18 protein-coding genes are annotated in these 24804 nt (G+C 49.3%); 16 read left to right on the top strand and 2 right to left on the bottom strand.

Annotation, left to right across the window (positions count from 1 at the left end):
* Window positions 1–43 precede the first annotated feature (43 nt).
* The 4 genes from BMZ56_RS09475 (at window position 44) to BMZ56_RS09460 (ending at window position 3795) form a co-directional block, all read left to right on the top strand.
* Entirely contained in the window at window positions 44–2461 is a 2418-nt protein-coding gene (locus tag BMZ56_RS09475; RefSeq protein WP_090626354.1) for a ligase-associated DNA damage response DEXH box helicase, read from the top strand.
* A 4-nt stretch (window positions 2462–2465) separates the two neighbouring features.
* Window positions 2466–3113, top strand: coding sequence for a ligase-associated DNA damage response endonuclease PdeM (pdeM, locus tag BMZ56_RS09470; protein ID WP_090626353.1), 648 nt, complete (start codon window positions 2466–2468; stop codon window positions 3111–3113).
* Between the two features lie 77 nt (window positions 3114–3190).
* Entirely contained in the window at window positions 3191–3424 is a 234-nt protein-coding gene (locus BMZ56_RS09465; RefSeq protein ID WP_143072893.1) for a hypothetical protein, read from the top strand.
* A complete protein-coding gene (locus BMZ56_RS09460) occupies window positions 3409–3795 on the top strand; it encodes a PIN domain-containing protein (protein ID WP_090626351.1) in 387 nt (128 codons plus the stop codon). The genes BMZ56_RS09465 and BMZ56_RS09460 overlap by 16 nt, the downstream gene beginning before the upstream one ends.
* Here the strand turns inward: BMZ56_RS09460 and BMZ56_RS09455 are convergent.
* Entirely contained in the window at window positions 3787–4668 is an 882-nt protein-coding gene (locus tag BMZ56_RS09455) for an AraC family transcriptional regulator (protein ID WP_090626350.1), read from the bottom strand. The two genes, BMZ56_RS09460 and BMZ56_RS09455, sit on opposite strands and share 9 nt — an antisense overlap.
* A 305-nt stretch (window positions 4669–4973) precedes the next feature.
* Here BMZ56_RS09455 and BMZ56_RS09450 point away from each other — a divergent pair, with 305 nt between their 5' ends.
* The 10 genes from BMZ56_RS09450 to BMZ56_RS09405 all read left to right on the top strand — a co-directional run bounded on the left by BMZ56_RS09450 (window position 4974) and on the right by BMZ56_RS09405 (window position 23109).
* On the top strand, window positions 4974–8150 hold the full coding sequence (locus BMZ56_RS09450; RefSeq protein ID WP_090626349.1) for a SusC/RagA family TonB-linked outer membrane protein: 3177 nt from the start codon (window positions 4974–4976) through the stop codon (window positions 8148–8150).
* An 18-nt stretch (window positions 8151–8168) separates the two neighbouring features.
* Window positions 8169–9629, top strand: coding sequence for a RagB/SusD family nutrient uptake outer membrane protein (locus BMZ56_RS09445; RefSeq protein ID WP_090626348.1), 1461 nt, complete (start codon window positions 8169–8171; stop codon window positions 9627–9629).
* Complete coding sequence (locus BMZ56_RS09440) at window positions 9616–12408, top strand: glycoside hydrolase family 2 TIM barrel-domain containing protein (RefSeq protein WP_218146529.1); 2793 nt, start codon at window positions 9616–9618, stop codon at window positions 12406–12408. Before BMZ56_RS09445 ends, BMZ56_RS09440 begins: the two co-directional genes overlap by 14 nt.
* A 4-nt stretch (window positions 12409–12412) precedes the next feature.
* Window positions 12413–13180 (top strand): SDR family NAD(P)-dependent oxidoreductase, encoded by a 768-nt coding sequence (locus BMZ56_RS09435; protein WP_090626347.1) that lies wholly within the window; start codon window positions 12413–12415, stop codon window positions 13178–13180.
* A 4-nt stretch (window positions 13181–13184) separates the two neighbouring features.
* The gene (locus BMZ56_RS09430; protein ID WP_090626346.1) at window positions 13185–14096 is read left to right on the top strand and encodes an SMP-30/gluconolactonase/LRE family protein; all 912 of its coding nucleotides are present in this window, start codon (window positions 13185–13187) and stop codon (window positions 14094–14096) included.
* A gap of 29 nt (window positions 14097–14125) precedes the next feature.
* Window positions 14126–15295: a mandelate racemase/muconate lactonizing enzyme family protein gene (locus BMZ56_RS09425; protein ID WP_090626345.1), complete on the top strand. Its 1170-nt coding sequence runs from the start codon at window positions 14126–14128 to the stop codon at window positions 15293–15295.
* Window positions 15295–16578: an MFS transporter gene (locus BMZ56_RS09420; RefSeq protein ID WP_090626344.1), complete on the top strand. Its 1284-nt coding sequence runs from the start codon at window positions 15295–15297 to the stop codon at window positions 16576–16578. Before BMZ56_RS09425 ends, BMZ56_RS09420 begins: the two co-directional genes overlap by 1 nt.
* A 17-nt stretch (window positions 16579–16595) precedes the next feature.
* Window positions 16596–18701, top strand: a complete 2106-nt coding sequence (locus BMZ56_RS09415; protein ID WP_090626343.1) for a glucosidase family protein — start codon at window positions 16596–16598, stop codon at window positions 18699–18701.
* A 14-nt stretch (window positions 18702–18715) separates the two neighbouring features.
* Complete coding sequence (locus tag BMZ56_RS09410) at window positions 18716–22474, top strand: glucosidase family protein (protein WP_090626342.1); 3759 nt, start codon at window positions 18716–18718, stop codon at window positions 22472–22474.
* Between the two features lie 71 nt (window positions 22475–22545).
* Entirely contained in the window at window positions 22546–23109 is a 564-nt protein-coding gene (locus tag BMZ56_RS09405; RefSeq protein ID WP_090626341.1) for a type 1 glutamine amidotransferase domain-containing protein, read from the top strand.
* Between the two features lie 45 nt (window positions 23110–23154).
* Here the strand turns inward: BMZ56_RS09405 and BMZ56_RS09400 are convergent, their stop codons facing one another.
* Window positions 23155–24036: an SMP-30/gluconolactonase/LRE family protein gene (locus tag BMZ56_RS09400; RefSeq protein ID WP_090626635.1), complete on the bottom strand. Its 882-nt coding sequence runs from the start codon at window positions 24034–24036 to the stop codon at window positions 23155–23157.
* 166 nt (window positions 24037–24202) lie between these two features.
* Here BMZ56_RS09400 and BMZ56_RS09395 point away from each other — a divergent pair, with 166 nt between their 5' ends.
* Together BMZ56_RS09395 and BMZ56_RS09390 are read left to right on the top strand one after the other, a co-directional pair.
* Window positions 24203–24433, top strand: a complete 231-nt coding sequence (locus BMZ56_RS09395) for a DUF8507 family protein (protein ID WP_090626340.1) — start codon at window positions 24203–24205, stop codon at window positions 24431–24433.
* Window positions 24434–24438: 5 nt separating this feature from the next.
* The gene (locus BMZ56_RS09390) at window positions 24439–24798 is read left to right on the top strand and encodes a putative toxin-antitoxin system toxin component, PIN family (RefSeq protein ID WP_090626339.1); all 360 of its coding nucleotides are present in this window, start codon (window positions 24439–24441) and stop codon (window positions 24796–24798) included.
* Window positions 24799–24804: the final 6 nt, after the last annotated feature.

Raw genomic sequence — 24804 nt, 5'->3', positions numbered from 1 at the left:
AATTCATAAAAACCGTAACTTTGCAAAAGAGGACTCCATACCATTGAACACATTTGCCGAAGCTTGGTTTTTTAATAAGGGATGGCGGCCCCACCGTTTCCAGCAGGAAGCATGGTCGGCTATAGCCAAAGGCAGATCGGGACTGCTCAACGCGCCTACGGGATACGGAAAAACCTTTGCTATTTGGTTTGGCGTACTGCAGCGTTATTACCGCCGTCAGCGTAAGAAAAAGGGCGTACACTGTCTGTGGATTACACCGTTGCGTGCCCTCTCTGCCGAAATCCTGCAAGCCACCCGCACGGTAAGCGATGATTTGGAACTTGATTACCGCATCGGCTTACGCACCGGAGATACGAATACCGCCGAACGGCAGCGGCAACGGACTGCGGCACCCGAAGCCCTTATTACCACACCGGAAAGCGTTCATCTGCTAATGGCTTCCAAGGGCTATCACGATTATTTCAGCGGGCTGGAATTTGTAGTCATCGACGAATGGCACGAATTGATGGGTAGCAAACGGGGAGTGCTGGTGGAATTGGCGCTTAGCCGTCTCCGTACCATCTGTCCGCATCTTCAAGTGTGGGGGATTTCTGCTACGATTGGCAACCTCAAACAGGCAAAGGAAATCTTACTTGGCGGAGAAGGTAAGGGTACCCTGGTGCGTGCAGACCTGAAAAAGGATATCCACATGGAAACGTTGCTTCCTGACGTATTGGAGCGCTTTCCGTGGGCGGGTCACCTCGGCACCAGCATGATCGAAAAAGTACTGCCTATCATTGATGCCCATCAGTCGACCCTCCTGTTTACCAATACCCGCTCGCAGGCAGAGATTTGGTATCACCGGCTGCTGGATGCGGCCCCGCAGCTTGCGGGTGCACTGGCCATCCATCACGGCTCCTTGAGCGACGAATTGCGTCTGTGGGTGGAAGATGCCTTGCACCAGGGTATACTGAAAGCTGTCGTGTGCACGAGCAGCCTGGATTTGGGTGTCGACTTCCGGCCCGTAGACTGCGTGATCCAGATTGGATCGCCAAAAGGCGTGGCGCGCTTTGTGCAGCGTGCTGGAAGAAGCGGCCATCGGCCTGGCGAAACGAGTAAGATCTATTTCCTTCCCACACATTCGCTGGAGATCATGGAGGGGGCAGCCATCCGATATGCGGTACATCATCAGTTGTTGGAGCAACGGCTACCCTATGTCCGGTCGTTTGATGTACTGTTGCAATACATGGTCACGTTGGCGGTATCCGATGGCTTTCGTGCGGATGAATTGTATGCGGAGATCAAACGCACACATTGCTATGCTTCGATAAGCCGCGAAGAATTTGACGAATGTCTGCTCATGGTGACCCAAGGAGGCCGTACGCTGGATACCTACGAAGAATTTCATAAAGTGGTGGTGGTTAATGGTCTATACCAGGTTGCCAGCAAACGCGTAGCGATGCGACACCGGCTAAGCATCGGCGCCATCGTGTCGGATGCGATGATGCGCGTAAAATTCCTGAGCGGTAAATACCTGGGGACCATCGAGGAATGGTTTATCTCGCGGCTTCAACCCGGCGATACATTCTGGTTTTCGGGGCGACTGCTTGAACTTGTGCGGGTAAAGGACATTCAGGCCATTGTTCGACCGACAGCCGGCAAAAAAGGTGCTGTTCCATCGTGGATGGGAGGCAGGTTTCCCATATCCGATAATTTTGGGGCGGCGCTCCGGCATACGTTTACCGAGATTCACAGGAAAGGCCGTAACCTTCCGATGGAACTACGATTTCTGGAGCCGCTTTTTTCCGAACAGCGCCGGGTGTCGACCCTACCGGGAGAGTACGAGCTGTTGGTGGAATACATCCGCACCCGCCATGGCTATCACCTGTTTGTCTACCCGTTTGAAGGAAAGCTGGTGCATGAGGGCATGGCCGCAGTGGTGGCTTACCGGCTGAGCAGTATCCGGAAAGCTACGTTCAGTATTGCTAGTAACGAATATGGGTTCGAGCTGCTTTGTGATGATCCGCTGCCGTTGGATGAAGCGTTGCAGATGGGATTGTTCGCTACGGAAAAGCTATTCGACGACATCCGCAGCGGCATCAATATCCGGGAAATGGCGCGTCGCAAGTTCAGAGACATCGCCGGAATCGCGGGCCTGGTATTCCAAGGCTATCCGGGCAAACCGATGAAGACGAAACATTTGCAGGCCAACTCAGGCTTGTTTTTTTCGGTATTTGAAGAATATGACTCCAATAACCTGCTGCTCCGGCAGGCTTACGACGAAGTATATGATTTCCAATTGGAGGCATCGCGTATGCATAAAGCATTTGAGCGGATCAGCACACACCGCATTGTGGTACAACGGCCGGAACAGCTTACCCCATTTGCCTTTCCGGTGTTTGCTGAGTCTTTCCGCGAGCGGTACAGCAACGAAGATTGGCAGGCTCGGTTAGAGAAATTGAAAACTCAATTAGAGGCATAGCGGTATGGGAAAAGCGATTCAACTGATGGGTACACGACTCACCTTACTGCCCGAAAGAGCGCTGTTGCTTCCCGAATATAATACGCTAGTGGTGGCCGACTGGCATTTGGGAAAAGGAGCCCATTTCCGTAAAGCCGGGATCTTTATGCCGGTACTACCGGTCGACAAAGATAGGGGACGCTTGCAGTCATTATTGGACAACCATCGCGTCGAAACCGTGATTTTTCTGGGCGATCTGTTTCACAGTGATCTGAATAGCGAATGGCTGGTATTCGAGCGGTTCAGGGCAGTCAATCCTTCCATACGATTTATTCTTACGCGTGGCAACCACGATATCCTGCCAAGCGATTTATTGGAAAAGGCAACGGTTGATGTCGTACCGTCTTATTCCATTGCGCCGCATATTCATTGCACACATCATCCCGAAGGGAATGGATGTTCCGGACGGCTTAACATCGCGGGCCATGTACATCCAGGCTGTCTTATTCCCGCAAAGGGAAGACAAACGTACCGTTTGCCCTGTTTTTACTACCGGGAGCAAACGTTGTTGTTACCGGCTTTCGGTTCATTGACCGGACTACACCTTGTTCAGCCTGTACGTAATGCGCGTATTTATCCGATAGCGGGAGATAAGGTGATGGAATGGGTGTAATTTGTCAAATTTCTTTTCAGTCTCAAATTAGGAAGCCGCTGTTGTATATTCAAGACAAAACATGTAAGTTTGTCCGTATGGAGTTAAACGTTAAAATAGGGTTTAACGAGTTGTTGGCGGCAATTAAAGGGCTGCCAGATAGTCAATTGGCTATCCTGAAAAAGGAGTTGGACAAAAAAACAATAAAACCAGCGACTACCAGAAATAAGCCACTTAAAGAATTATTGCTTAAGGGACCTATCTTTGAAAAGGATCAGCTTATGGCGATAGCCGAAATCCGAAAATCCATCAATCAATGGCGAACACCCTAGTGTTATTGGATACCTCGATTCTCATTGATTATTTTCGAAAGAAAGACAAGGCCAAAACCCGATTATATGAATTGTCGGATCTGTATGACGGATTTGTCATATCCGCAATTACGGAATTTGAAATTTATTCGGGGGCTAAAAACGAACAGCTGTTGTTTTGGAAACAACTTCTAAACGAGATACCCGTGATTCCTATCGATTCAATGGTAGTAGAAACAGCTGTGAGGCTAAATAATCAATTGAAGGCGTCCAGAAAACAGATTGCAATAGCGGATCTCTTTATTGCATCTACTGCGATCTACCTCACCATACCTTGTGCATCACTTAATCATAAACATTTCGGACGATTAAACGACCTTGAATTAATTTAGTTTGTACATCTCTGTGCCTTGATGCAGCAGACTTTGTCGATATTTAAGCGGAGTGGTAGCGAATATTTCCTTGAATTGTTTGTTGAAGTTTGACATGCTTTCATAGCCGCAGTGGTAGCCAACCTGATGTACACTCAAGTCGCTTTCCTGTAATAATTTACAGGCATGGCCTAAGCGTATTTCTTTCAAGAAGTCAAAATAGGTTTTTCCGGTACTCTTTCTGAAAAAGCGGCAGAAGGCTGTTTTGCTCATATGCGCCAATTCGGCCACCGTATCCAGATCAACGGGCTTCTTGAAATTTTCCAGGGTGTATTCAAACACCTTATTGATCCGGTCTGATTGGTTTTCGATGAATGAACTCGTGAAACCGGGACTGGATATTTGTTCGAACTTATCCGACTTGGCAAGAAGATTCAACAGGCCCAGCAAATTCAAGATACGGTCAAAATCGGTTGTTTCGAATATTTGCGAAATTTTCCATACAGCAAGCTGTTCGATTTCAGGTGAAAACCGTATACCGAGTTGCGATTGTTCCAGCAGTTGCTTAATGTGCCGGCCCTCAGGGATGTTAAAAAAGTCCTTTCCCAGGAAATCTGCAGAAAAGTGGATAACATATGCTTTCGCCTGCGGGTTCTTGTTGCCGAGGTCTTCCTTCCAGCAATGGGGAAGATTGGGTCCCACCAACACCAGTTCGGTCTCGTTGAACTTTTGGATGCTATCGCCCATAAACCGCGTGCCGATGCTCCCCGTGATGAGAATAAGCTCATATTCGGGATGGTGGTGCCAGGCCGTGTCAAACTCCGGAGGGCTTTCCAGTACCGTGGAGAAAGAGAATAGCTGTGAATAGGTGATTTTTCGGTATACCGGTAACATACTAAAGGTTTTTACGCTATTCGAATATCGGTAATATTATTTGCAAATCCCACTAATGCCACCTTCGAAGGCTAACATAGTATTAAACATGGCAAACTTAGAAACGAATTGTGTATGTTTATAGACCATTATAAACCCTATTACCACCAAGAATGAAGCCTAAATAGCCAAATGTGCCAATATTAAGCAGGTTACGCCTGAAGGGAAATATAGTATCAAAAGCTGCAAACTTCGATTTTTTTTTCCGCAGCAATTCGCTCTAATATTGCACTAACCAAATTATCAGTTATTTACATATATGAATTATGAAAACGAAAAGACCTAAAACAATTAGTTCCGGTACGTGCTCAAGCGGCACATTTTGGAACACAGGTTGGTGGACCTGGATGCTCATCGTGATCCTTTGTACCGCTGCGATAGATGGGTATGGACACGTTGCCACGATTGATCGGGAAATTTCCGGTAAAGTCACGAACCAGCAGGGGGAAAGCCTGTCGGGCGTAAACGTCATGGTAAAAGGCACCACAATGGGCACATCTACAAGCAATGATGGCTCGTATAACATCGTCGTGCCGAATGATCAGGCGATATTGGTATTCTCCTACGTAGGGTATGCTACCGAGGAAGCGGAAGTCGGTAATCGGGCCGTTATCAACGTTTCGCTCAGAACAGCGACGGCGTTGGATGAAGTGGTGGTCGTGGGATACGGAAGCGAAAGTGTTAAAAAATTAGCCACGTCTGTTTCTACCGTTAAGGCGGCACAAATCAACGATCAACCCATTGCAAACATTGCAGATGCCTTCACGGGAAATGTTTCAGGTGTCCTCGTTGAACAAAGTTCTGGCCGACCCGGAGATGTTCCCGTTGTCCGGATCCGGGGGTATGGTTCCATAAATGCGGGAAGCGAACCTTTATATATCATTGATGGGATGATTGTACCCATCGAGGATTTCAGGTTTTTGAATCCGAAGTCGGTGGAGAGCATCAGTATCCTGAAGGACGCCGCCGCCGGAGCAATATACGGCTCGAGGGCCGGTAATGGCGTGATTATCGTAACCACCAAATCGGGGAAAGGCAAACCGAAGTTCTCCTATAACTCGACGGTCGGACTGAATTATGTAGAAAAGAAAATCCCGGTCTTAAGTGGCCCGGAATATATCGAGTATGCCAAAAAAGCGTATGCAGCCTCGGGTCAGGAAGCTCCCGTATTTAGTAGCAACGTAGCCAATACCAACTGGCAGGACGAGATTTTCCGGACCGGATTGTTCCAGAATCATCAGATTACGGCAAATGGCAGTTCGGAGTCGATCCGTTATAACCTTTCATTCAACTACATGGGTAACAAGGGCACCATTCTTACGCTCAACGAGGATCAGTACGCTTCAAACGGAATGTTTGATATCAAGCTGAACAACAAACTGAATGTGGGTTTGAATTACAGCGCGGCGATCGTTAAAACAAGAACCAATTCGAAGCTGGGAGGCGCGGCGCATGGAAACGGCGGTATCTTGGAAGATGCGATTGTTCAATATCCGATTATACCGGTCTACATGGAAAATGGCGATTACGGGCAGGTTAATTCCGAAAATTGGGGCACACCCGTTGTCTATGGCGGCTACGGTAACCCCGTGGCGGCCCTGCTGGAAATTGACGACCGCTACCATAAATTCTCGGGACTTGGAAAAGGCTTTATCAACTATGAACCAATCGCCGGACTCAACTTGAATGCCAGTTTCATGGGGAGGTTTACAACCAATATGCGCACGTACATGGAAAGTCCGTATTTGTCTGCCAATGGCCATAGCCGCGAAGCCAATTTTTCCAATCCCTTTTTTGAAAGCATGTCAGCAGGCCAATACAACCAGTTCACCGGTCAGTATATCATCGAAGGGTTTGCCGAATACAAGAAGGCGTTTGATCTACATAATCTGTCGGTTATCGCTGGTACGAGCATACAATATTCCGGCCAACGGGGAACCAGCGCCGATGCACGGGAAAACGATCGGGGAGCAAACGCTGAAGACCCGCTGCCCGCATTCGACAATTATTTCAGGCCCTCTATTTTCGGTGCAAACGACGTTGGCGGCGGGGGCGCGTTTTCCGAGACTACGTTTACCTCGGTTTTCGGCAGGGTGAATTATGACTACGATGACAAGTACATCTTCATGGCTTCCTTACGCAGGGATGGTTCCTCGAAATTTGCTCCGGGAAGCCGGTACGGGATTTTCCCTGCGGCCTCTGCGGCATGGCGTGTTTCCGAAGAGTCCTTTATGCAGGGGCAACGGTTTTTCGACGACCTGAAACTAAGGTTGAGCTATGGCATTTCTGGCAACGAACAGATCAGCAACTACCTCTGGCAAGGTGCAGTAAGCTATGGTGGCCAATATCTATTTGGACCGAGTGATGGGTCGAGTGGCATCACGATGACCGCATATCCTGCTTCGATTGAGAATCCGAACCTGAAATGGGAGACAAACGAACAATACAATGTAGGATTGGACTTCAGTATCCTGGATAATCGGGTTGGACTCGTGGCCGATTACTATATAAGAAACACCAGGGACATGCTCCTTTGGCGACCCTTACCGTCTGAAAATGGTATATCCGGCAGTATTATGGACAACATCGGCGATATGACGAATAAAGGAATCGAACTGGCATTGACCACTACCAATATCAGGAAGCCCAATTTTACATGGACCACCAACTGGATTTTCAACAAGGTATGGAATAAAGCTACAGCCATACATACCACAGACGGTGTGTTGCGTATGGGAAGCGGGGAGTTTGACGTGGTATGGATTCTAGAAGGCCAGGAGATGTTCCAATTGTATGGGTATAAAACACTCGGCGTATTCCAAACCGAAGAGCAATTACAACAGTATCCGCGGCCGCGCAACGCCAAAATAGGTGATCCGATCCAAGAAGACGTTGATGGTGATAACGAAATCAATTCCAATGACCTGCAGCGGCTCGGTAGTGCATTGCCCGACTTCACATTCGGTTTTAACAACACGTTTACCTATAAAAACTTCGATTTCAACGTGATTGTTGATGGGAGCCAGGGAGCAATGAAATACTTGCCTTTGCTTCGAAATCAAAGCTGGATATCGCCAACGGAAGGTAATATTTCAAAGCTGATCTATGACAAGGCCGGCACCGTGTACGGCGCGGCAAATCTCGACTACACCGGGAACCGGTTGACGCAAAATGACTACCACTTTTTTGATGCCTCGTATGTACGGATAAAAAGTGCTACCATTGGATACCGCCTGCCCGCAAATCTGCTAAGTAGATTGGCTATAAGTGACTTGAGGCTTTCGTTCAACGTCCAAAACCTCTATACCTTTACCGATTATCCATGGTATAATCCACAGGCCAATTACTTCAGCGGCAGTGCCGGATCCGCACAGTTTGGCGTAGACTTTGGCGGTGCTCCGTTGTCGCGCACCTATGCTTTTGGAATTAACCTAACCTTTTAACCATGTAAAATCATTGTTATGAAACGTTCTATTCTTCATATCATCACTTGCAGTCTCGTGCTGCTTTCATCGTGCAGCGAGGAATTTCTGGACCGAAATTATCCGGGAGACCTGGGGTACGATAAATTATATATCACCGAATCGGATTTCTGGGCAGCATTGGCCGGTTGCTATCAATCCATCACGGATATTTCTACAAACACCATCCAGATCGGCGAATTACCGAGTGACAACGCGTATGTATCCAGGTTTCAAACGTCAGGTTCGCATGTTGATCTCGATCGATTGGGCTTTACCGCACAGACGGGTATTTTCGATAGCTACTGGTCCGGCAACTTTACCACCATTCAGCGGGTTAACCTGTTGATTGATAAGTTGCAGGCTTCAAACGTTAATCAAACGGCCCAGCAGAAAATCGTCGCCGAAGCACGGTTCCTCCGTGCATATGCTTATTTCAATCTGGTACGGGTATTCGGCGGCGTACCCTTATATCCCGAATACCTCGACTTAAGTAAGATCTATGACATTCCAAGGGCGAGTGAGGAAGAGGTATTCGCACTAATCATTGCTGATTTGCAGGAAGCAGCTAATATTGATTCGTATCGCTCAACGGATGAAAATCAGAAGGCCGGCGGAAGGGCAACAACAGTTGCCGCGAAAACGCTGCTGGGAAAAGTACACCTATGGAAGCACGATTTCCCCGCGGCTGAAAATGTACTTTCCGAAGTGCTAACCAGTGGCAAAACGCTGGTTGACCTCGATGTATTGTATCATCCGGATCAGCCTTTCAACAATGAAATTATATTCAGCATAAACTATGACAGAGCCTCCGGCTTCGGAAGTCCGTTTGTGAATACCACGGTGCCTTATAATTCGCCGCAGGGTCTTGTGTACCCCAATGTTCAGGGCCAGGCAGGCAGCGGCATTTACATGATTGAGCCTTATGTCGCTGAAAAATTCGCACCAGCAGATAAACGGGGTGAATTATTGCAAGAAGTAACCTACGATATTTTGGGATCTGTTGAGAACAATATTTTCTCACTTAAATACATCGACCCGAATACAACATTTAACAGCCTATCCGGAGCCAATACCATTATTTTGCGATATGCAGATGTATTGCTGATGTATGCCGAAGCATTAAATGAAAATGGAAAAACCGAGCAGGCGTATCCCTATGTCAACCAAGTGAGACAACGAGCTAACGTAGGCGATTTGCCGGAAGGCCTTTCCAAACCGGAAATGTTTGAGGCGCTGGCAAATGAACGGCAAAAGGAGTTCCTACTGGAAGGCGATCGCTGGTTTGACCTTCGGTTCAGGGGTATCGATTACTTGAAGCGTGAAATGAATGCCTTTATGCCCCATGCACACCAGTCACAAAATCAGGAACTTCAGGTGCGAGACGCCCATATCCTGTTCCCGCTGCCGGAAGAACAACTGCTGATTAAACCGGTCTTGAAGCAAAATGCAGGTTATTAAGCCCATCGTGGTATTTTTGAATATGAAGCGGTTGTTTTCCATCGTTCTCCTTGTACTACCCGTTTTGGCGGTTGCGCAATGGACCAATAAGGTGGTCTACCTCTCTGGAACAGGCGCCGATAACCGGGTGGATTGGGAGTTTTATTGTTCCAAAGGCAGAAATAGCGGAAAATGGACGACCATCCCCGTACCCTCCTGCTGGGAACAGGAGGGATTCGGGGGATATTATTACGGTTATGGTTCGGGCGACCGGTTTTACGAAACCGGTCGTTACCGCCACACCTTTGATGTCCCTTTCGATTGGCAGGGAAAAGTCATCCATATTGTATTTGAAGGGGTGATGACCGATGCCGAAGTGAAAATCAACGGAAAACTGGCCGGCCCGGTTCATCAAGGAGCCTTTTATCAGTTCAGCTACGATATTTCATCTCTGCTGAAATATGGAACGTCTAATAAACTGGAAGTGGGGGTGAAGAAGCACTCGGACAATAAGAGCGTGAACCAAGCGGAACGACATGCAGACTATTGGGTATTCGGCGGCATTTTCCGCCCGGTGTACTTGGAGGTGAAACCGAAGACCCACATTGAGCGGGTTGCTATAGACGCTCGTGCTGATGGGACATTTAATGCCGATGTTTATATCGCAAACCCGGAACTTGTCCATCAGGTGCAGGTGAGTATCCAATCCAATAAAGGGACAGAAAATGCGGTTTTTGAAGCACGCACTGTGCAAGAGACCACACGGATAACCGGGCAGTTGCATCATCCTGAAACCTGGTCGCCCGAATTCCCTAACCTTTATCAAGCAACATTCAGCTTGCTGGATAAAAATGGGAGGCCCCTGCACGTATACACAGAACGGATTGGCTTCCGTACGGTCGAAGTCCGGGAAAGCGATGGAATTTATATCAATGGGGTTAGGGTCAAATTGAAAGGTGTGAACCGCCACACCTTTCACCCTAAATACGGAAGGACTTCGTCGAAAGCATTGAGCATTACAGCGCTAAACCTGATGAAAGACATGAACATGAATGCCGTGCGGATGTCGCACTACCCACCGGATAAGCATTTTTTGGAGGTGTGTGATTCGCTGGGCCTTTTTGTATTGGATGAACTGTCCGGATGGCAACATCCGCCTTATGATGATACGGTGGGCAAGAAACTCCTCACGGAGATGATCGCAAGAGACGTAAATCATCCCAGCATCATCCTGTGGGACAATGGCAACGAAGGAGGGTGGAACACCAGCCTAGACGACGATTTTGCGAAACTGGATATCCAGCAACGGCAGGTATTGCATCCTTGGCAGGACTTCGGTTTGTTCAATACCTACCATTACATGGGCTACAATTACCTGGCCAACGATGGATACAGCAGACGCAAACTATTTATGCCCACGGAATTTTTACACGGCCTATATGACGGTGGACATGGTGCCGGATTGGAGGATTACTGGCATCGCATGTCGAATGACCCGCTCTGTACAGGAGGCTTCCTCTGGGTGTTTGCGGATGAAGCGGTGGAACGTACGGATCGGGATAATCAATTGGATACATACGGAAATGAGGCACCCGATGGCATTGTAGGACCGTATAATGAGAAGGAGGGGAGTTTTTACACCATCAAAGACGTATGGTCGCCTATCTATTTTGAAAAGCGTTACATCACGCCGGCTTTTGACGGTAGTTTTCATGTGGAAAACAGGTTCCATTTTACCAATTTCAGTGCCTGTCGCTTTACAGCGGAATGGATTACTGTATCCGCGCCGGGTAAAAAGCTGCAGGAGCAGGTGAATGCAACCGCGGATTTATCCGTCAACGTACATCCGGGACAATCAGGACTGCTGCAATTAGATCTTCCGACAGGGTGGCAAAGCATGGATATCCTCCGTATCCATGCCGTCGACCCCCACGGACGGCTTATCAATACGTGGAGCTGGCCGTTGAAGACAGCTTCAGACAAAACGAATGAATTGATACCTGTAAAGTCGGGCAGTAGGCCTGTGGTGGCGGAAACGCAGGATACGTGGCAGGTGCAGACCGGGGCTGTCACTTTTGCTTTCAGCAAAAAAAATGGACTACTTACACAAGTAGACAAGGCGGGACAACGGATACCGCTTTCCAACGGGCCGATATGGGTCAACAACAAAAAAGAAGTTGAAGCGGTCACGCAACGCTATGACGCCAACGATCTGGTCATCGAAACGCAATTCGAAGGGGATGATGGATTCAGGTGGACAATAAACGGCGATGGACTTTTGGATTTAGTAGTGAAATATGAGCCAGCATATAGCAGTGACTTTGCGGGCATCACATTTAGCTACCCCGAACAGCAGGTTGCTGGCATGACCTGGTTGGGCAATGGTCCATACCGGGTGTATAAAAACCGGATGAAAGGTGCCCGCTTCGGTCTATGGGAAAAGGCATACAATAATACGGTGACGGGTGAATCCGGTTATGTTTATCCGGAATTCAAAGGTTACCACGCCAATACCTATTGGGCACGCATTGAAGGCAAAGGCACTCCGGATTTTACCGTATATGTACATAGCGACGACATCTTCCTGCGGATGCTGACGCCGCAGGAGCCCCAAAAGCCGGAAAACGCAAAGATGGTATATCCCGAGGGCGACCTCTCTTTTTTACATACCATCAATGGTATCGGCGATAAGTTTATGGAAGCAAAGGAACTCGGGCCGCAAGCCCATCCGGCTACATTTAAGGATTCTCGCTACGAACACCATCGGCTTTTTATCCACTTGACATTTAATTTCAATTAATAGTATGATCCTATCATTTACAGGCAAAACGGCGGTTGTAACCGGAGGAACATCCGGGATCGGAAAAGCGGCCGCTTTGCAGCTGATTGCAGCCGGAGCCAAGGTAGCCGTGCTGGGCAGGGACGGTGCAAAACTCGCCGACGAACTTGCTGAATTCTCCGATCAACTCTTCTTTTTCCACTGTGAGCTGGCCAATCACCCGTCGATCAAAAATACATTTGCCAAAATCGGAGATCAGTTTGGTACGATCGACGTGTTGGTTAACAATGCGGGTGTGCAGACCTACGGGAATGCGGTGAATACCGGAGAAGATGTATGGGATTTCACAATGGATATCAATTTGAAGGCAGTTTACCTATGCGCCAAATACGCGATCCCCTTGATGGAAAAAGCATCCCACCCTGCCATTGTCAACGTAGGCAGTGTACAAGGGTTTGTATCCCAGCGAAATGTGGCTGCCTATGCTGCAAGCAAGGAAGCCCTTCATGGATTAACACGTTCGATTGCCATCGATTTCGCTCCTAAAATCCGGTGCGTGGCCGTATGCCCGGGTGCAGTGTGGACGCCGATGCTGGAAAAGGATATCGAGAGTTTTACAGATCAAGAGGCTGTGATTGAAGAAACACGGAATATCCACTTGCTGAAGCGGATCGCAACAGCGGAGGAAGTGGCCAACTTCATTACCTTTCTGGCCAGTGATAAAGCAAGTTTCGCCACCGGACACACCTACCGGGTGGATGGCGGAATAGGGCTTAACATTGAAGGTACCTAGCATTATGAACAATCAAAAGACAACCCCATACGCCGTAAAACTGTTTGCGGATCAAAGCCTGCTTTGCGGAGAAGGTCCGGTATGGGATGCAGACAGTGGGCAACTGTATTGGACAGACTGTGGCGGCGAGGCCATTTATGGCAAAGGGAAACACGACGGAACCGCCCGTTTGGTGCTCGCCGGTCACCATGCCGCCTCGTTAGTTATGCACGAATTGGGTGGACTTGTATTTAGCGGGCGGGATGGCTTTTTCCATTGGAAAGCGGGCGCCGCTCCTCGATTGATCTGCAACCGTTGCGGAGCGACCGACGTAGTAAATATAAACGACATCACCGCAGATCCCTATGGTCGTGTTTTTGGTGGCCAGGAGGCCTTCCGTGAAGGAGAACCTTATGATACCGGATTTCTTTTCCGCATCGATACCGATGGCAGCTGCACGGTGGTCGAAGAGGGCCTGCACCTCGCTAACGGAATGGGGTTCAGCCCTGACTGTGGATCTTTCTATCTAGTAGACAGCATCCAACGGGCCGTATACGCTTATGACTATGAAGGACATACCGGATCAATAAAAAATCGGCGCATACTCATACAGCTGACGAAGAATGACGGGTTACCGGATGGGATGACCGTGGACAGTGAAGGATTTCTGTGGGTGGCACGGTGGTTTGGTGGTGGTATATCACGGTATGATCCAGATGGAAAGCTTGAACGAACTATTATTATCCCTGCTGCGCAAACCAGCTCGCTAACATTCGGCGGTCCGCATGCCCGGGATATTTTTGTGACTTCCGCTGCCCAGTATTGGGAAACACCACTTGCGCCAGCTGGCCACGATTTTTCGTCCAGCCGAGGTGGTGGTGTTTACCGCATTTCCCAGGATATCGTAGGCAAGCCCGAGTATAAAGCAAAGATTTGAAAACAGCAACTAACGAATACTTATTTTAAATGAAGATTACGAATATTGAATGCAAGGTTTTGAAGATTCCAGGTTTGAAGGAAGACGCCACATCCTCGTCGCAAGACGACTTGGTCGTCATCGTTCATACAGACGAGGGCATTTTCGGCGTAGGAGAAACCGATACCGGACCGTGGCTTGCCAAAGCGGCCATTGAAGCCCCTGGCAGTCATTCGATGGCCATGGGCATGCGCGATCTGCTGATTGGTATGGACCCCTTCGATACGGGGGCCATTTGGGATAAATTATATACCTACACATGCATGAGCGGTCGCCGCGGGGCGGTGATTTGTGCCATGGGTGCCATTGACATGGCATTGTGGGACATCAAGGGCAAAGCGCTGGGGTTGCCCGTATACAAACTACTGGGCGGTGCAAGCAAGGAAATCATCACCCCCTACGCCTCGCTGCAACCCTATGGCGATTCCGTAACGGCTTATGGCGATTCGTTGATCGCTTGGATCAAGCGGGCAAAGGACTACGGATACACGGCGGCTAAGATTGAATGTACCTTAGCCGGTCCGTATAATCATACGGGCCTGCGGGGCAGCGATGAAGACATGACAGACATCATCCGCTCCTGCCGCCGCGCCGTAGGGCCGGATATGCGGATCATGGTGGATGTGCAGTACCTGTGGTACGATGCCCGTTCGGCGTTGCGTACCATACAGAAGTGGGAGGATCTGGATATCTATTTTCTGGAAACGCCTCTGCAAATCGATAACCTGGAAGGGTATGCGTTGCTGGCAAAAGAAGCACCCATGCGGATTGCCGCTGGCGAATGGCAGAACACCCGGTTTGAATTTATTGACCTGCTTGACAGGGGGCGGGTGGATGTCGCACAGCCCGACGTGGGCAGGGTAGGTGGCCTTACCGAAGCCACGCGCGTATGCCACATGGCACAAGATCGTGGTCGCTTGATTGTGCCGCATTGTTGGAAATCGGGCATCGGCATCGCGGCCACGGCCCATCTAGCCTTTGCCACGCCGAATTGCCCCATGATTGAGTTCCTCCCGGCAGAAATGTGCGATTCGGCCCTGCGCATCGAATTGGTCGATGATCCGATCAGCATGGTAAACGGCGTGATCACATTGCCGGACAAGCCCGGCTTAGGGATTTCGCTGAATATGGATGCCGTAACCAAATATGAGGTGGATTGATGGGACGGTTGATATATGTATCTTTTTTGGCATGTGTAGCGGCCCTGGGCGGCTTTTTATTCGGCTTTGATACGGCGGTTATTTCCGGTGCGCTCAGCCCGCTCATCCGGTATTTCGACCTGGCGTCCCAACCGGCCCTCCAGGGCTGGCTGGTCAGCTCTGTGGTATTGGGCAGTGTGGTGGGGGCACTGCTATCCGGCTATTTGTCCGATCGGTTGGGCAGGAAGCCCACGTTGGTTTGGGTAGGTATCTTGTTTTTGATATCTTCCATAGGGGCCGCCGCTTCGGGTACGTTCTTCCTGTTCGTCTGCTTCCGGCTGATGGCTGGGATAGCCGTAGGTATCGCCGCGATGGTTTCTCCGCTTTACATTGCAGAGGTGGCCCCGATGGAAATCCGCGGTCGGATGGTAGCACTCAATCAGTTTGCTCTGACCATCGGAATCCTCATCGCGTACCTATCCAATCATTATATTGGCAACCTGCTTTCAAGCCAGGCAAATGCGGCGGGATCCCTATTTGCGGGTGTCGAGATATGGCGGATTATGTTAGGCACGGCAGCGGTTCCGTCGTTGCTTTTCCTGCTGCTGCTCGTTTTCGTGCCGGAAAGTCCCCGTTTCCGCATGCTGGCAGATGAAGCACGATCTGTCACTTCCTTCGCTGATTTAGTCAAAACCCCAATGCGGAGAACTACGCTGATCGTCCTTTATTTGGCGATCGTTTCGCAGTTGAGCGGCATCGATCTCGTGCTGCATTATGGGCCACTTATTTTAGAACGTGCAGGGTTTTCATTTGTGGATTCGCTGGGTGGGCAACTGGTGTTCGGGGTGGTATTGGTGCTGTTTACCCTATTGGCGATGTGGAAGGTGGATACCCTGGGCCGTAGGCCCTTGCTGTTCATCGGCAATGCCGGTATTTGTTGCACACTGTTCCTGATCGGATATTTCTTCACCGATGCAGCCTTTTCAGAAACGGGGCTGCTGATCGCGATATCCTGCTTTGTTGCCTGTTTCGCGTTTTCCATGGGACCCATCCCTTGGATCGTGATGGCCGAAATGTTTCCCACCAAAGTAAGGGGCCAAGCGATGGCATTGGCCACATTTTCGTTGTTCGGCGCCAATTGGATCATCGCCCAGTTGTTTCCCATCAGCATGGAACACCTTGGTGAATCGCTTACTTTTTGGTTGCTTGCATTGATTACGCTCCCAACGTTTTTCTTCGTCTGGAAATACCTACCGGAAACCAAAGGAAAAGCACTGGAGGAAGAACCGACCAATCATCCATAAATTTTAATAACGAACGTATGAACATTTCTGATAACCGATTTTTAGTATGTATCCTGGTGCTATTCGTGGTGTCAGCGATGCCGAATTTGCAGCGTCTTTATGCACAGTCTCATCCCTTGGAGTTGTTTGCCCTCGCCGGCGAACGGAACATCATGGCCGAGGAGAATTTTGGTATCATCAATGGAAAAATTACCACCCGGGTCCATTACCGGGATATTGGTACAGTCAGCGGGCTTTTTGCACCGCCCTTTGCCAGTTCCGATTTTCTGTTGGAAACCCGCCTATTTGGCGAGAAAGTACCGACGTCTAACTATCGTTGGTACCCATTTGAGGTACAGCGGGAAGGCGAAATCAACGGCATAGCCGTAAAAACATCCACTGTATTGGCCCATGAAAAGCGTGCTGGATTGATGATCCTGACATTTCGCAATCAAACCGGAGCGGACACCCTGGTGCCTATCCAATTCCATATCCAAGGAGGATTGAATTATGTGAATCGATGGGAGTTTATGCGGCCTAATGCCACGGATAAGACCACAACTGCCAGTAACGGAAGTCGCCTGATCAAGTCGAACCCCGAAGGAAGCATCGTCATCGGTTCTGATATACCGGGATTGGAATGGTTTGATCTGGGTTCCCGCTGGGATACAAAAGTATCGGTACCTGCTGGAAAGGAAGTGACCTATCACCTTGCTGTGGAGATGGGCGCGCCGGGTATAACGGGTCAAGCCGTTGATGCAATCTTGCAAGATCCCACGGGAGCTGTCCGGCAAGCACGGGAGGCTCATGAGCAGCAGGTGGAGGATATGCTGGATAAACTGCCCCGTTTTTCAGCCTCGGACAACCGGCTGGAAGATTATTACTACCGATCACTGGTGACGCTGATTACCAACAAATGGCAGGTTCCGGAATTTGTCCTCCAACCGTATTACGGCAGCGGGGCGGTCATTGGCGGTTGTGTGGGCAACTACCTGTGGGAGTTTGGGCTTCCCGCACAGATTTTTCCGTTGTATGATCCCAAGGCATCAGCCAGTCACATCAAGCAATTTCTGAAAGTAGACATGACCAAACACTTCCTTTTTGAACCAATGACGGGCACTGGGGGCGGCGTATGGTACCAAGTGAATCAGGACAAAATCGTGGAACTGATTTATTATTACGTATTGCATACCGGCGAGGTGGATTTCCTTAACGAAATGGTGGAAGGAAAAAGTGTCTACGATCACATGCTGCAAAACGCGCTCTTCGGTGACAACCTCAATAAGAAAGTCACCTTGGTAGACTATGGCGAAGCCGGTGAAAACCACCTGGAATTGCGCCGCGGTTATCCCTACCGGGGGGTGATGCCCGACGTAAATGCCCTGCGATACCTCACTTACATCCGCGCATATGAATTGACGAAATTGGCCGGTAAGCCGATGGATAAACTGCTGACGCGTGCGGAAACACTGAAAGATTTGTTGAAACGCGAGTTGTGGAGCGAAAAAGATCACTGGTTTTTCTTCCAAACCGACGGGAAAAAGGACATCCGATGGACGAATTTCATGTATACACTCATCGGTACAGGTGTGTTTGACGAAGAAGTGGAGCAAGGGCTGCTTTCGCATCTGAACGAGCGGGAATTTTTGGGCGACTACGGTATTCATAGCATTTCTAAGCTGGATCCGGCTTATGACCAGGTTGATATCGACCATGGCGGGGGCGGGAGCTACATGGCATTCCCACCATTGATCTGCCAACGGCTGTACAATGCTGGTTTTGCGAGGGAGGCGGATGACCTGTTGCAGCGCCACCTGTGGTGGGGTGAGCGGTTGCCATATTGGGGCGATTCCAAGGTGGCTAATTTTATGTGGTACCGGGATGACACACCGTTACAAAGCGATTTTGACTCCATTACAGGTGCGCAGACATTTATTTTCGGCTTGTTCGGCGTGAAAGTCGGATTTGATGGAAGCGTTACGGTAAACCCTACGATACCATCGTTTTCTCCCGCAATCCGGTTGGAGGGATTGAAGATACGGGGAAAAAATATTACGATAGACGCGAATACCGAAACCTATTATGTAACCGCCAATGGTGTACGTTATGACGCTACCATTGGTACACCGATTATCCTTAGATAGAAAGAGACATCCGAATGACCGCAAAAAAACTAGTTATCTGCCTTATTGCACTTTTTCAAGTTGTATTACCGCTGTTTGCCAACGTTGCCGTTGGTCCGCTGTTATCCGGTGAACCCATCAGGGGATGGACCCTGTTATCCGATAACCTGGCGCAGGGTAAATCCACCGTTGACCGCGCCAAAGATTACCACATCAACCACCTGCAATTGTCGCACGACATCATCCATGACCTCCGGCATGTGCGCGATGGGCGCCGACGGGAATTGGCACAAAAACTAACGGATTATGCTCATAAAAAGGGAATTCAGGAGGTCGTGCTTTGGGATCGCGCATTATACGACTTAAATTATTATCCGGTTGCCTTTCGCACAGCCCGGGATGGAAAGATCGATCTGGACAACCCGGCCTTCTGGGAATGGTTGAAAAACGATTACCGGGAGATGCTGGATCTCGTACCGGATATACAAGGACTGGTGCTCACGTTCATCGAAACCGGTGCAAGGGTGGAAGACCAGTATTCCACGAAGCTAACCACCAGTCAGCAAAAATTGGCCGCAGTGGTAAATGCCATCGCTTCCGTGGTCATCGACGAGCGAAAACTCAACCTCTATGCACGCACCTTCTCGTATTCCGATGCCGAATACGATCAGATCATTGGTGCCATTGACCTGTTTGACAACCCCAACATCCGGTTGATGATGAAAGAAGTACCTCATGATTTTCTATTGACGCATCCGGACGACTACTATGCGGGCACCCTGGCGCGACCTACCATCATCGAATTTGATGCAACCGGCGAATTCAACGGGCAGGGGGTCATCGCCAACACATGGCCCCAATTGGTGATGCGCAGGTGGGGAAATTTCAGCAAACGGCCGCATGTCATAGGATATACAGCCCGTACAGATCGGTATGGCGATACGGGCATCATTGGTCAGCCGGGCGAAATAAACCTCTATGCCCTGAAACGCATGGGTGAGCAACCGGATATCTCTGTCGACGAAGTTTATCGGGAATTCATTACCGATCGCTACGGTGCACGTGCTGTTCCTTATTTGGAGAAGGCGTTTGCGAATGCTTTTGATATTGTGACTTCCACGCTATACACCTTGGGTATCAATACGGCCAGCCATTCTTCACTGGTGTACCACGATTACGTATCCAGTTACATCCGCCATGTTTCGGGCAAATGGCTTGATCCTCCGATAGCTTCCGTAAGGCATAACGTAAACAAGGAGTACCATTACTGGAAAGACGTGGTAAACCACTTGGCACCGGTGTGGGTAAAAGCCGGAGACGAACAGTTTGAGGAAATCCCCAAGGTGCTGGCGGCGGGATGGCTGCATCCCCGGGAATGCATGAATGAGCGATACTTGAAAGATATCCTTACCGAAAAGGACTATGGCGTTGCTTTGGCTAGTGAATCGCTGGAGCAGGTCCGGATGGCCAGGGCAAGCCTGAAAGCTAAAGATTATCAAGAACTGTATGCCTATTTCGAACGGACCTGGCTAACGGCTTCGCTGCACCGAGCGGTATCGGGCCTGTATTTCGCCCACCGGATTTATGCAAGGGGAGCAGCCTTCCGTACTCCATTTGTAATGGAGACACTGAACAAGGGCTTAGTGGAAACCGAAAAGTACAGCCAGTTGATCAGCGCTTACGAAGGTAATGTGCCCAGGGGCGAATGGAACTGGCGGGCCGACGCGGATAAGGCCATGGCGTATCATGCCAAGATCAAGGCCGCTCTTAACCCGCCCCAGAAAAGCCCCTTGGAAACGTTCGCGCTTGACGGATCGCGGAACATCATGAAGGAGCAAAACTTCGGCATCATTAACGGGCATGCCACCTGCCGGGTCAATTACCAGGATGTGGGAACCATCAGCAGTTTCTTTGCGCCCCCTTATGCAAGCTCCGATTTTCTGATGGAATTGCGGCTCTTCGGCGAAAAAGTCCGTACCCGTGATTATAAGTGGTATCCTTTTGAAGTCCAACGGACCGGTGAAATCAATGGCCTCGCAGTGTCTAGCGTTACCACCTTGCCGGCGGGCAAAAAGGCTGGGTTGATGGTAATCCACCTGAAAAACCAGACCAACGATTCGCTGGTCGTACCGGTGCAATTGCATCTCCAAGGCGGGTTCAACTACGTGAAACGGTGGGATTTCCAGCGACCGGATGCCCGCGATAAAACCAGTAATCACGCAGAAAATGGGGTGATGGTGAGGGAAAATAAGGATGGACGCCTGATTATCGCTACTGACTTTCCCCATATCGAATGGTTTGAATTGGGATCACGCTGGGATACCCGCATTAGGCTGGCACCGGGCGAAGCACGGGAATACCACATCGGTTTGGAATTGGGTGGCACAGCGTTATCGCAGGATACTGTCCGGTCGTTACTAACCAACGCTGACAATGAAGTAGCTGCCGCGCGGCAGCACCATATCGAAGAGGTCAATCAGTTGCTGGACCGCTTGCCCCGGTTCCATGCCAGCGACAAACGGCTGGAAGATTATTACTACCGCTCGTTGGTGACCTTACTGACCAATAAGTGGGAGGTGCCCGAGTTCGCCTTGCAGCCTTATTACGGGAGCGGTGCGGTGATCGGCGGAAGCGTGACCCTGCACCTTTGGGAATTTGGCCTGCCCGCGCAGATTTTCCCGCTATACGACGCCAATATCGCAAGGGCGCACATTAAGCAATTCCTCAAGGTAGACATCACCAAGCGCTCCCGTTTCGAACCCATGACCGGAGAGGGAGCCGGTTCGTGGTATCAGGTAAATCAGGATAAGATTATCGAGCTGATTTATTATTACGTGGTCCATACGGGCGACGTGGACTTTCTAAATGAGGTCGTCGATGGACTATCGGTATACGACCACGTCATGAAGAATGCACTTTTCGGAGACGACCTGAAAAAAGATGTCGTATTGGTAGACTATGGCGATGAAGGGGAGAACCACCTCGAACTACAGCGGGGTTATCCGTATCGGGGTGTGATGCCCGATGTGAATGCCCTGCGGTACCTCAGCTACATGCGGGCCTACGAACTGACCGAGCTGGCAGGCAAACCGATAGCGGCATTGCCTGAACGTGCCGAAGCATTGAAAACATTGTTGAAAAAGGAATTATGGAGTGCGCGGGATAAATGGTTTTATTTTGAAAATAACGGTAAACGGGGTATCCGGTACACGAATTTTATGTATACCCTGATCGGCACCGGTATATTCGACGAAGAGGTCGAACAGGGGTTGCTTTCACACCTGAATGAGCAGGAGTTTCTGGGCGACTATGGCATTCACAGCATTTCCAAGCTGGATCCGGCCTACGATCAAAACGACATCGATCACGGTGGGGGTGGAAGCTATGTAGCCTTTCCCCCGTTGATCTGCCAACGGTTTTACAATGCGGGATTCCATTCGGAAGCTGATGACCTGCTAGAGCGGCACCTGTGGTGGGGCGAACGGCTGCCTTACTGGGGAGACTCGAAGGTAGCCAACTACTTAGGCTACCGTGAAGATACCCCGTTGCAGAGTGACTTTGATGCGTGCACGGCTGCACAAACCGTTATTTTCGGATTGTTCGGCGTGAAGGTGGAATTGGATGGCCGCATTACGGTCAATCCGACGATCCCTTCTTTTTCACCGGAGATCCGGTTGGAGGGATTGAAGATTCGCGGCAGAGAACTGACCATCGAGGCGAATGCCGAAGAATATATTGTCACTGTTGACGGGAAAGCCGTTACGATGAAATTGGGAACACTTGTTACATTTTGAGCAGCTTTCTCAAAACAATTTTCGCCGTTCTCCTGTAAACTAGAGAAAGTAGTTAAAAAGGAGGATTAATTATGGCAGATGAATTAAGAGATCGGAAAGTAGCGATTTTGACAGCAGATGGATTTGAGGAAGTTGAATTAACAAGCCCGCGGGACGCCATTCAGATGGCTGGCGGAATCACACATATTGTATCACCCAAGTCGGACGTCGTACGGGCGAAGAAAGGAAATGATTGGAGCCTTGATTTTGATGTGGATGTCCCGCTGGATCGTGCAAATCCCGATGATTACAATGCCCTGCTATTACCGGGCGGAGTTTTCAATCCCGATAAACTCCGTGTGAATGAACAAGCGTTAGACTTCGTACGGGCTTTCTTCGAAGCGGGAAAACCCGTAGCCGCGATATGCCACGGCCCACAGGTGCTCATCAATGCCGAAGTGGTGGAGGGCCGGAAGATGACGTCGGTAAAAAATATCAGCAAAGACCTGATCAATGCGGGTGCGCTGTGGGAGGATAGTGCGGTGGTTGTTGACCAGGGGTTGGTAACCAGTCGCACGCCCGACGACCTTCCCGATTTCAATGAAAAGGTTATCGAAGAGTTTGCAGAAGGGGAACACGCCGGGCAGCATGCATAGCGAAAATGTTTCACGGCGGTAAACAGTAAAAGAATGGAAGGCGATCTACCGGCCTTCCTTTACCGCCATTTTCAAGGTAAATGCTTTTTCACTGGCCGTAATGAAAAGTAGATTACGGTCAGTACCACCAAAGCAGACATTTGCGGTCCAGTTTGCCGGGATATCGATATGCTCGATTTTTTGGCCGGCGGGATTATATACATCTATGCCCTTGCCGGTGAGGTAGATGTTGCCCTTGTCATCGATGGTCATCCCGTCGGATCCCTGGGAAGCAAACAGCTGTTTATCAGCTAACGTGCCATCGGCTTGGATCGTATAGCGATAGATTTTACGATCGCCAATATCTGCGACATAAAGAAGTTTGCCATCTGGTGTACCAATGATCCCGTTTGGTTGCTTGAATTGGCTATCTAAACGGGTCACCTGCCCATCGCGGTATACATACAGCGCTCGGTCTTGCATATCCGGAGACGTGCGTTCCCAATAATCCCGTTGATAGTAAGGATCCGTAAAATAGATCGCCCCTGATGACGGGGATACCCACACGTCATTGGGTCCATTGAAGAGCGAATCTTTATAATTGACCGCCAATTTTTGAACTTGTTTGTCCATGTCGATGCGCCACAACTCATATTGCTCATCCGCGCAGGCGATTAGGTAACCTTCCTGATCGAAATACAAACCGTTGGCTCGGCCGGCCGGCTCCATAAAGATGGACAGCTTGCCGTTCGTGTCGTATTTCCATATCCGGTTATTGGGCTGGTCGGTAAAGAACACGTTTCCCGCCGCATCCGCAGCAGGCCCCTCTGTAAAACTGAATTGGTCTGACACGAGTTGCAACTGGGCACCGGGTGCGACAATTTGGGCGGTGCATGCCAGGCTGATAGAGATAGATAATAATGTAGAAAGATATATTTTGCTGTTCATATTAAAGTGATCATCAAGTTGAAAAATTATATCAAACCATCTTTTTAAAGCCGTTTGTGGGATAAACAGTTTAGGCATTGCCATGTAAACAAAGTTAAAAGTTATTTTGAAATAACCCAACTTAAACAAAAGTTGATGGAAAGGAAGCAAATATTTATATTTGCGTATGGCGACTTTGAAAATCCCTGATTCATTGAATGAACAACAACTGATGATGTTACGGTTGCTTAAAGACCCGCTTCCAGATTCGGAATTCCAGAAAATCCGTCGGTATGTGGTTCGATTATTGGCAAATCAACTCGATGAAGTGATGGGGGAGTGGGAAAAGGAAAATAACATCACCGAAGAAGATTATATCAAATTAAGTCATGATCATTTCCGTTCGCGACGTAATTAAACTCAGTGGTCGTAGTTTTAGACTCCAACGTCCGTTTATCGGCTATTGGCCCCAATAGCCCCTTGCGATATATTTGGAATTCATTTCTTGATGGTGCTTTCAAGATTGCCGTCAATCAGGATATCTTAACCGAATACGAAGAAATCCTTCAAGAACACGCTCCGAGGGCTACAAAAATAGTGATGGATATTTTCGAAGAAAGTATCGATGTATTGTACCAACGTGTATCTTATAACTGGGATGCAATAAAGAAGGACCGTGACGACAATAAATTTTTCGACGTTGCCGTGGCCTCCTCTGCAGACTACTTGGTGACAAATGATAAACATTTCAATGTGGCAAAAAACTGGCATTTCCCAAAATAATTATTG

The sequence above is a fragment of the Parapedobacter indicus genome, assembly GCF_900113765.1.
Taxonomy (GTDB): Bacteria; Bacteroidota; Bacteroidia; order Sphingobacteriales; family Sphingobacteriaceae; genus Parapedobacter; species Parapedobacter indicus.
This window is presented reverse-complemented; position numbering and strand designations above follow the sequence as displayed.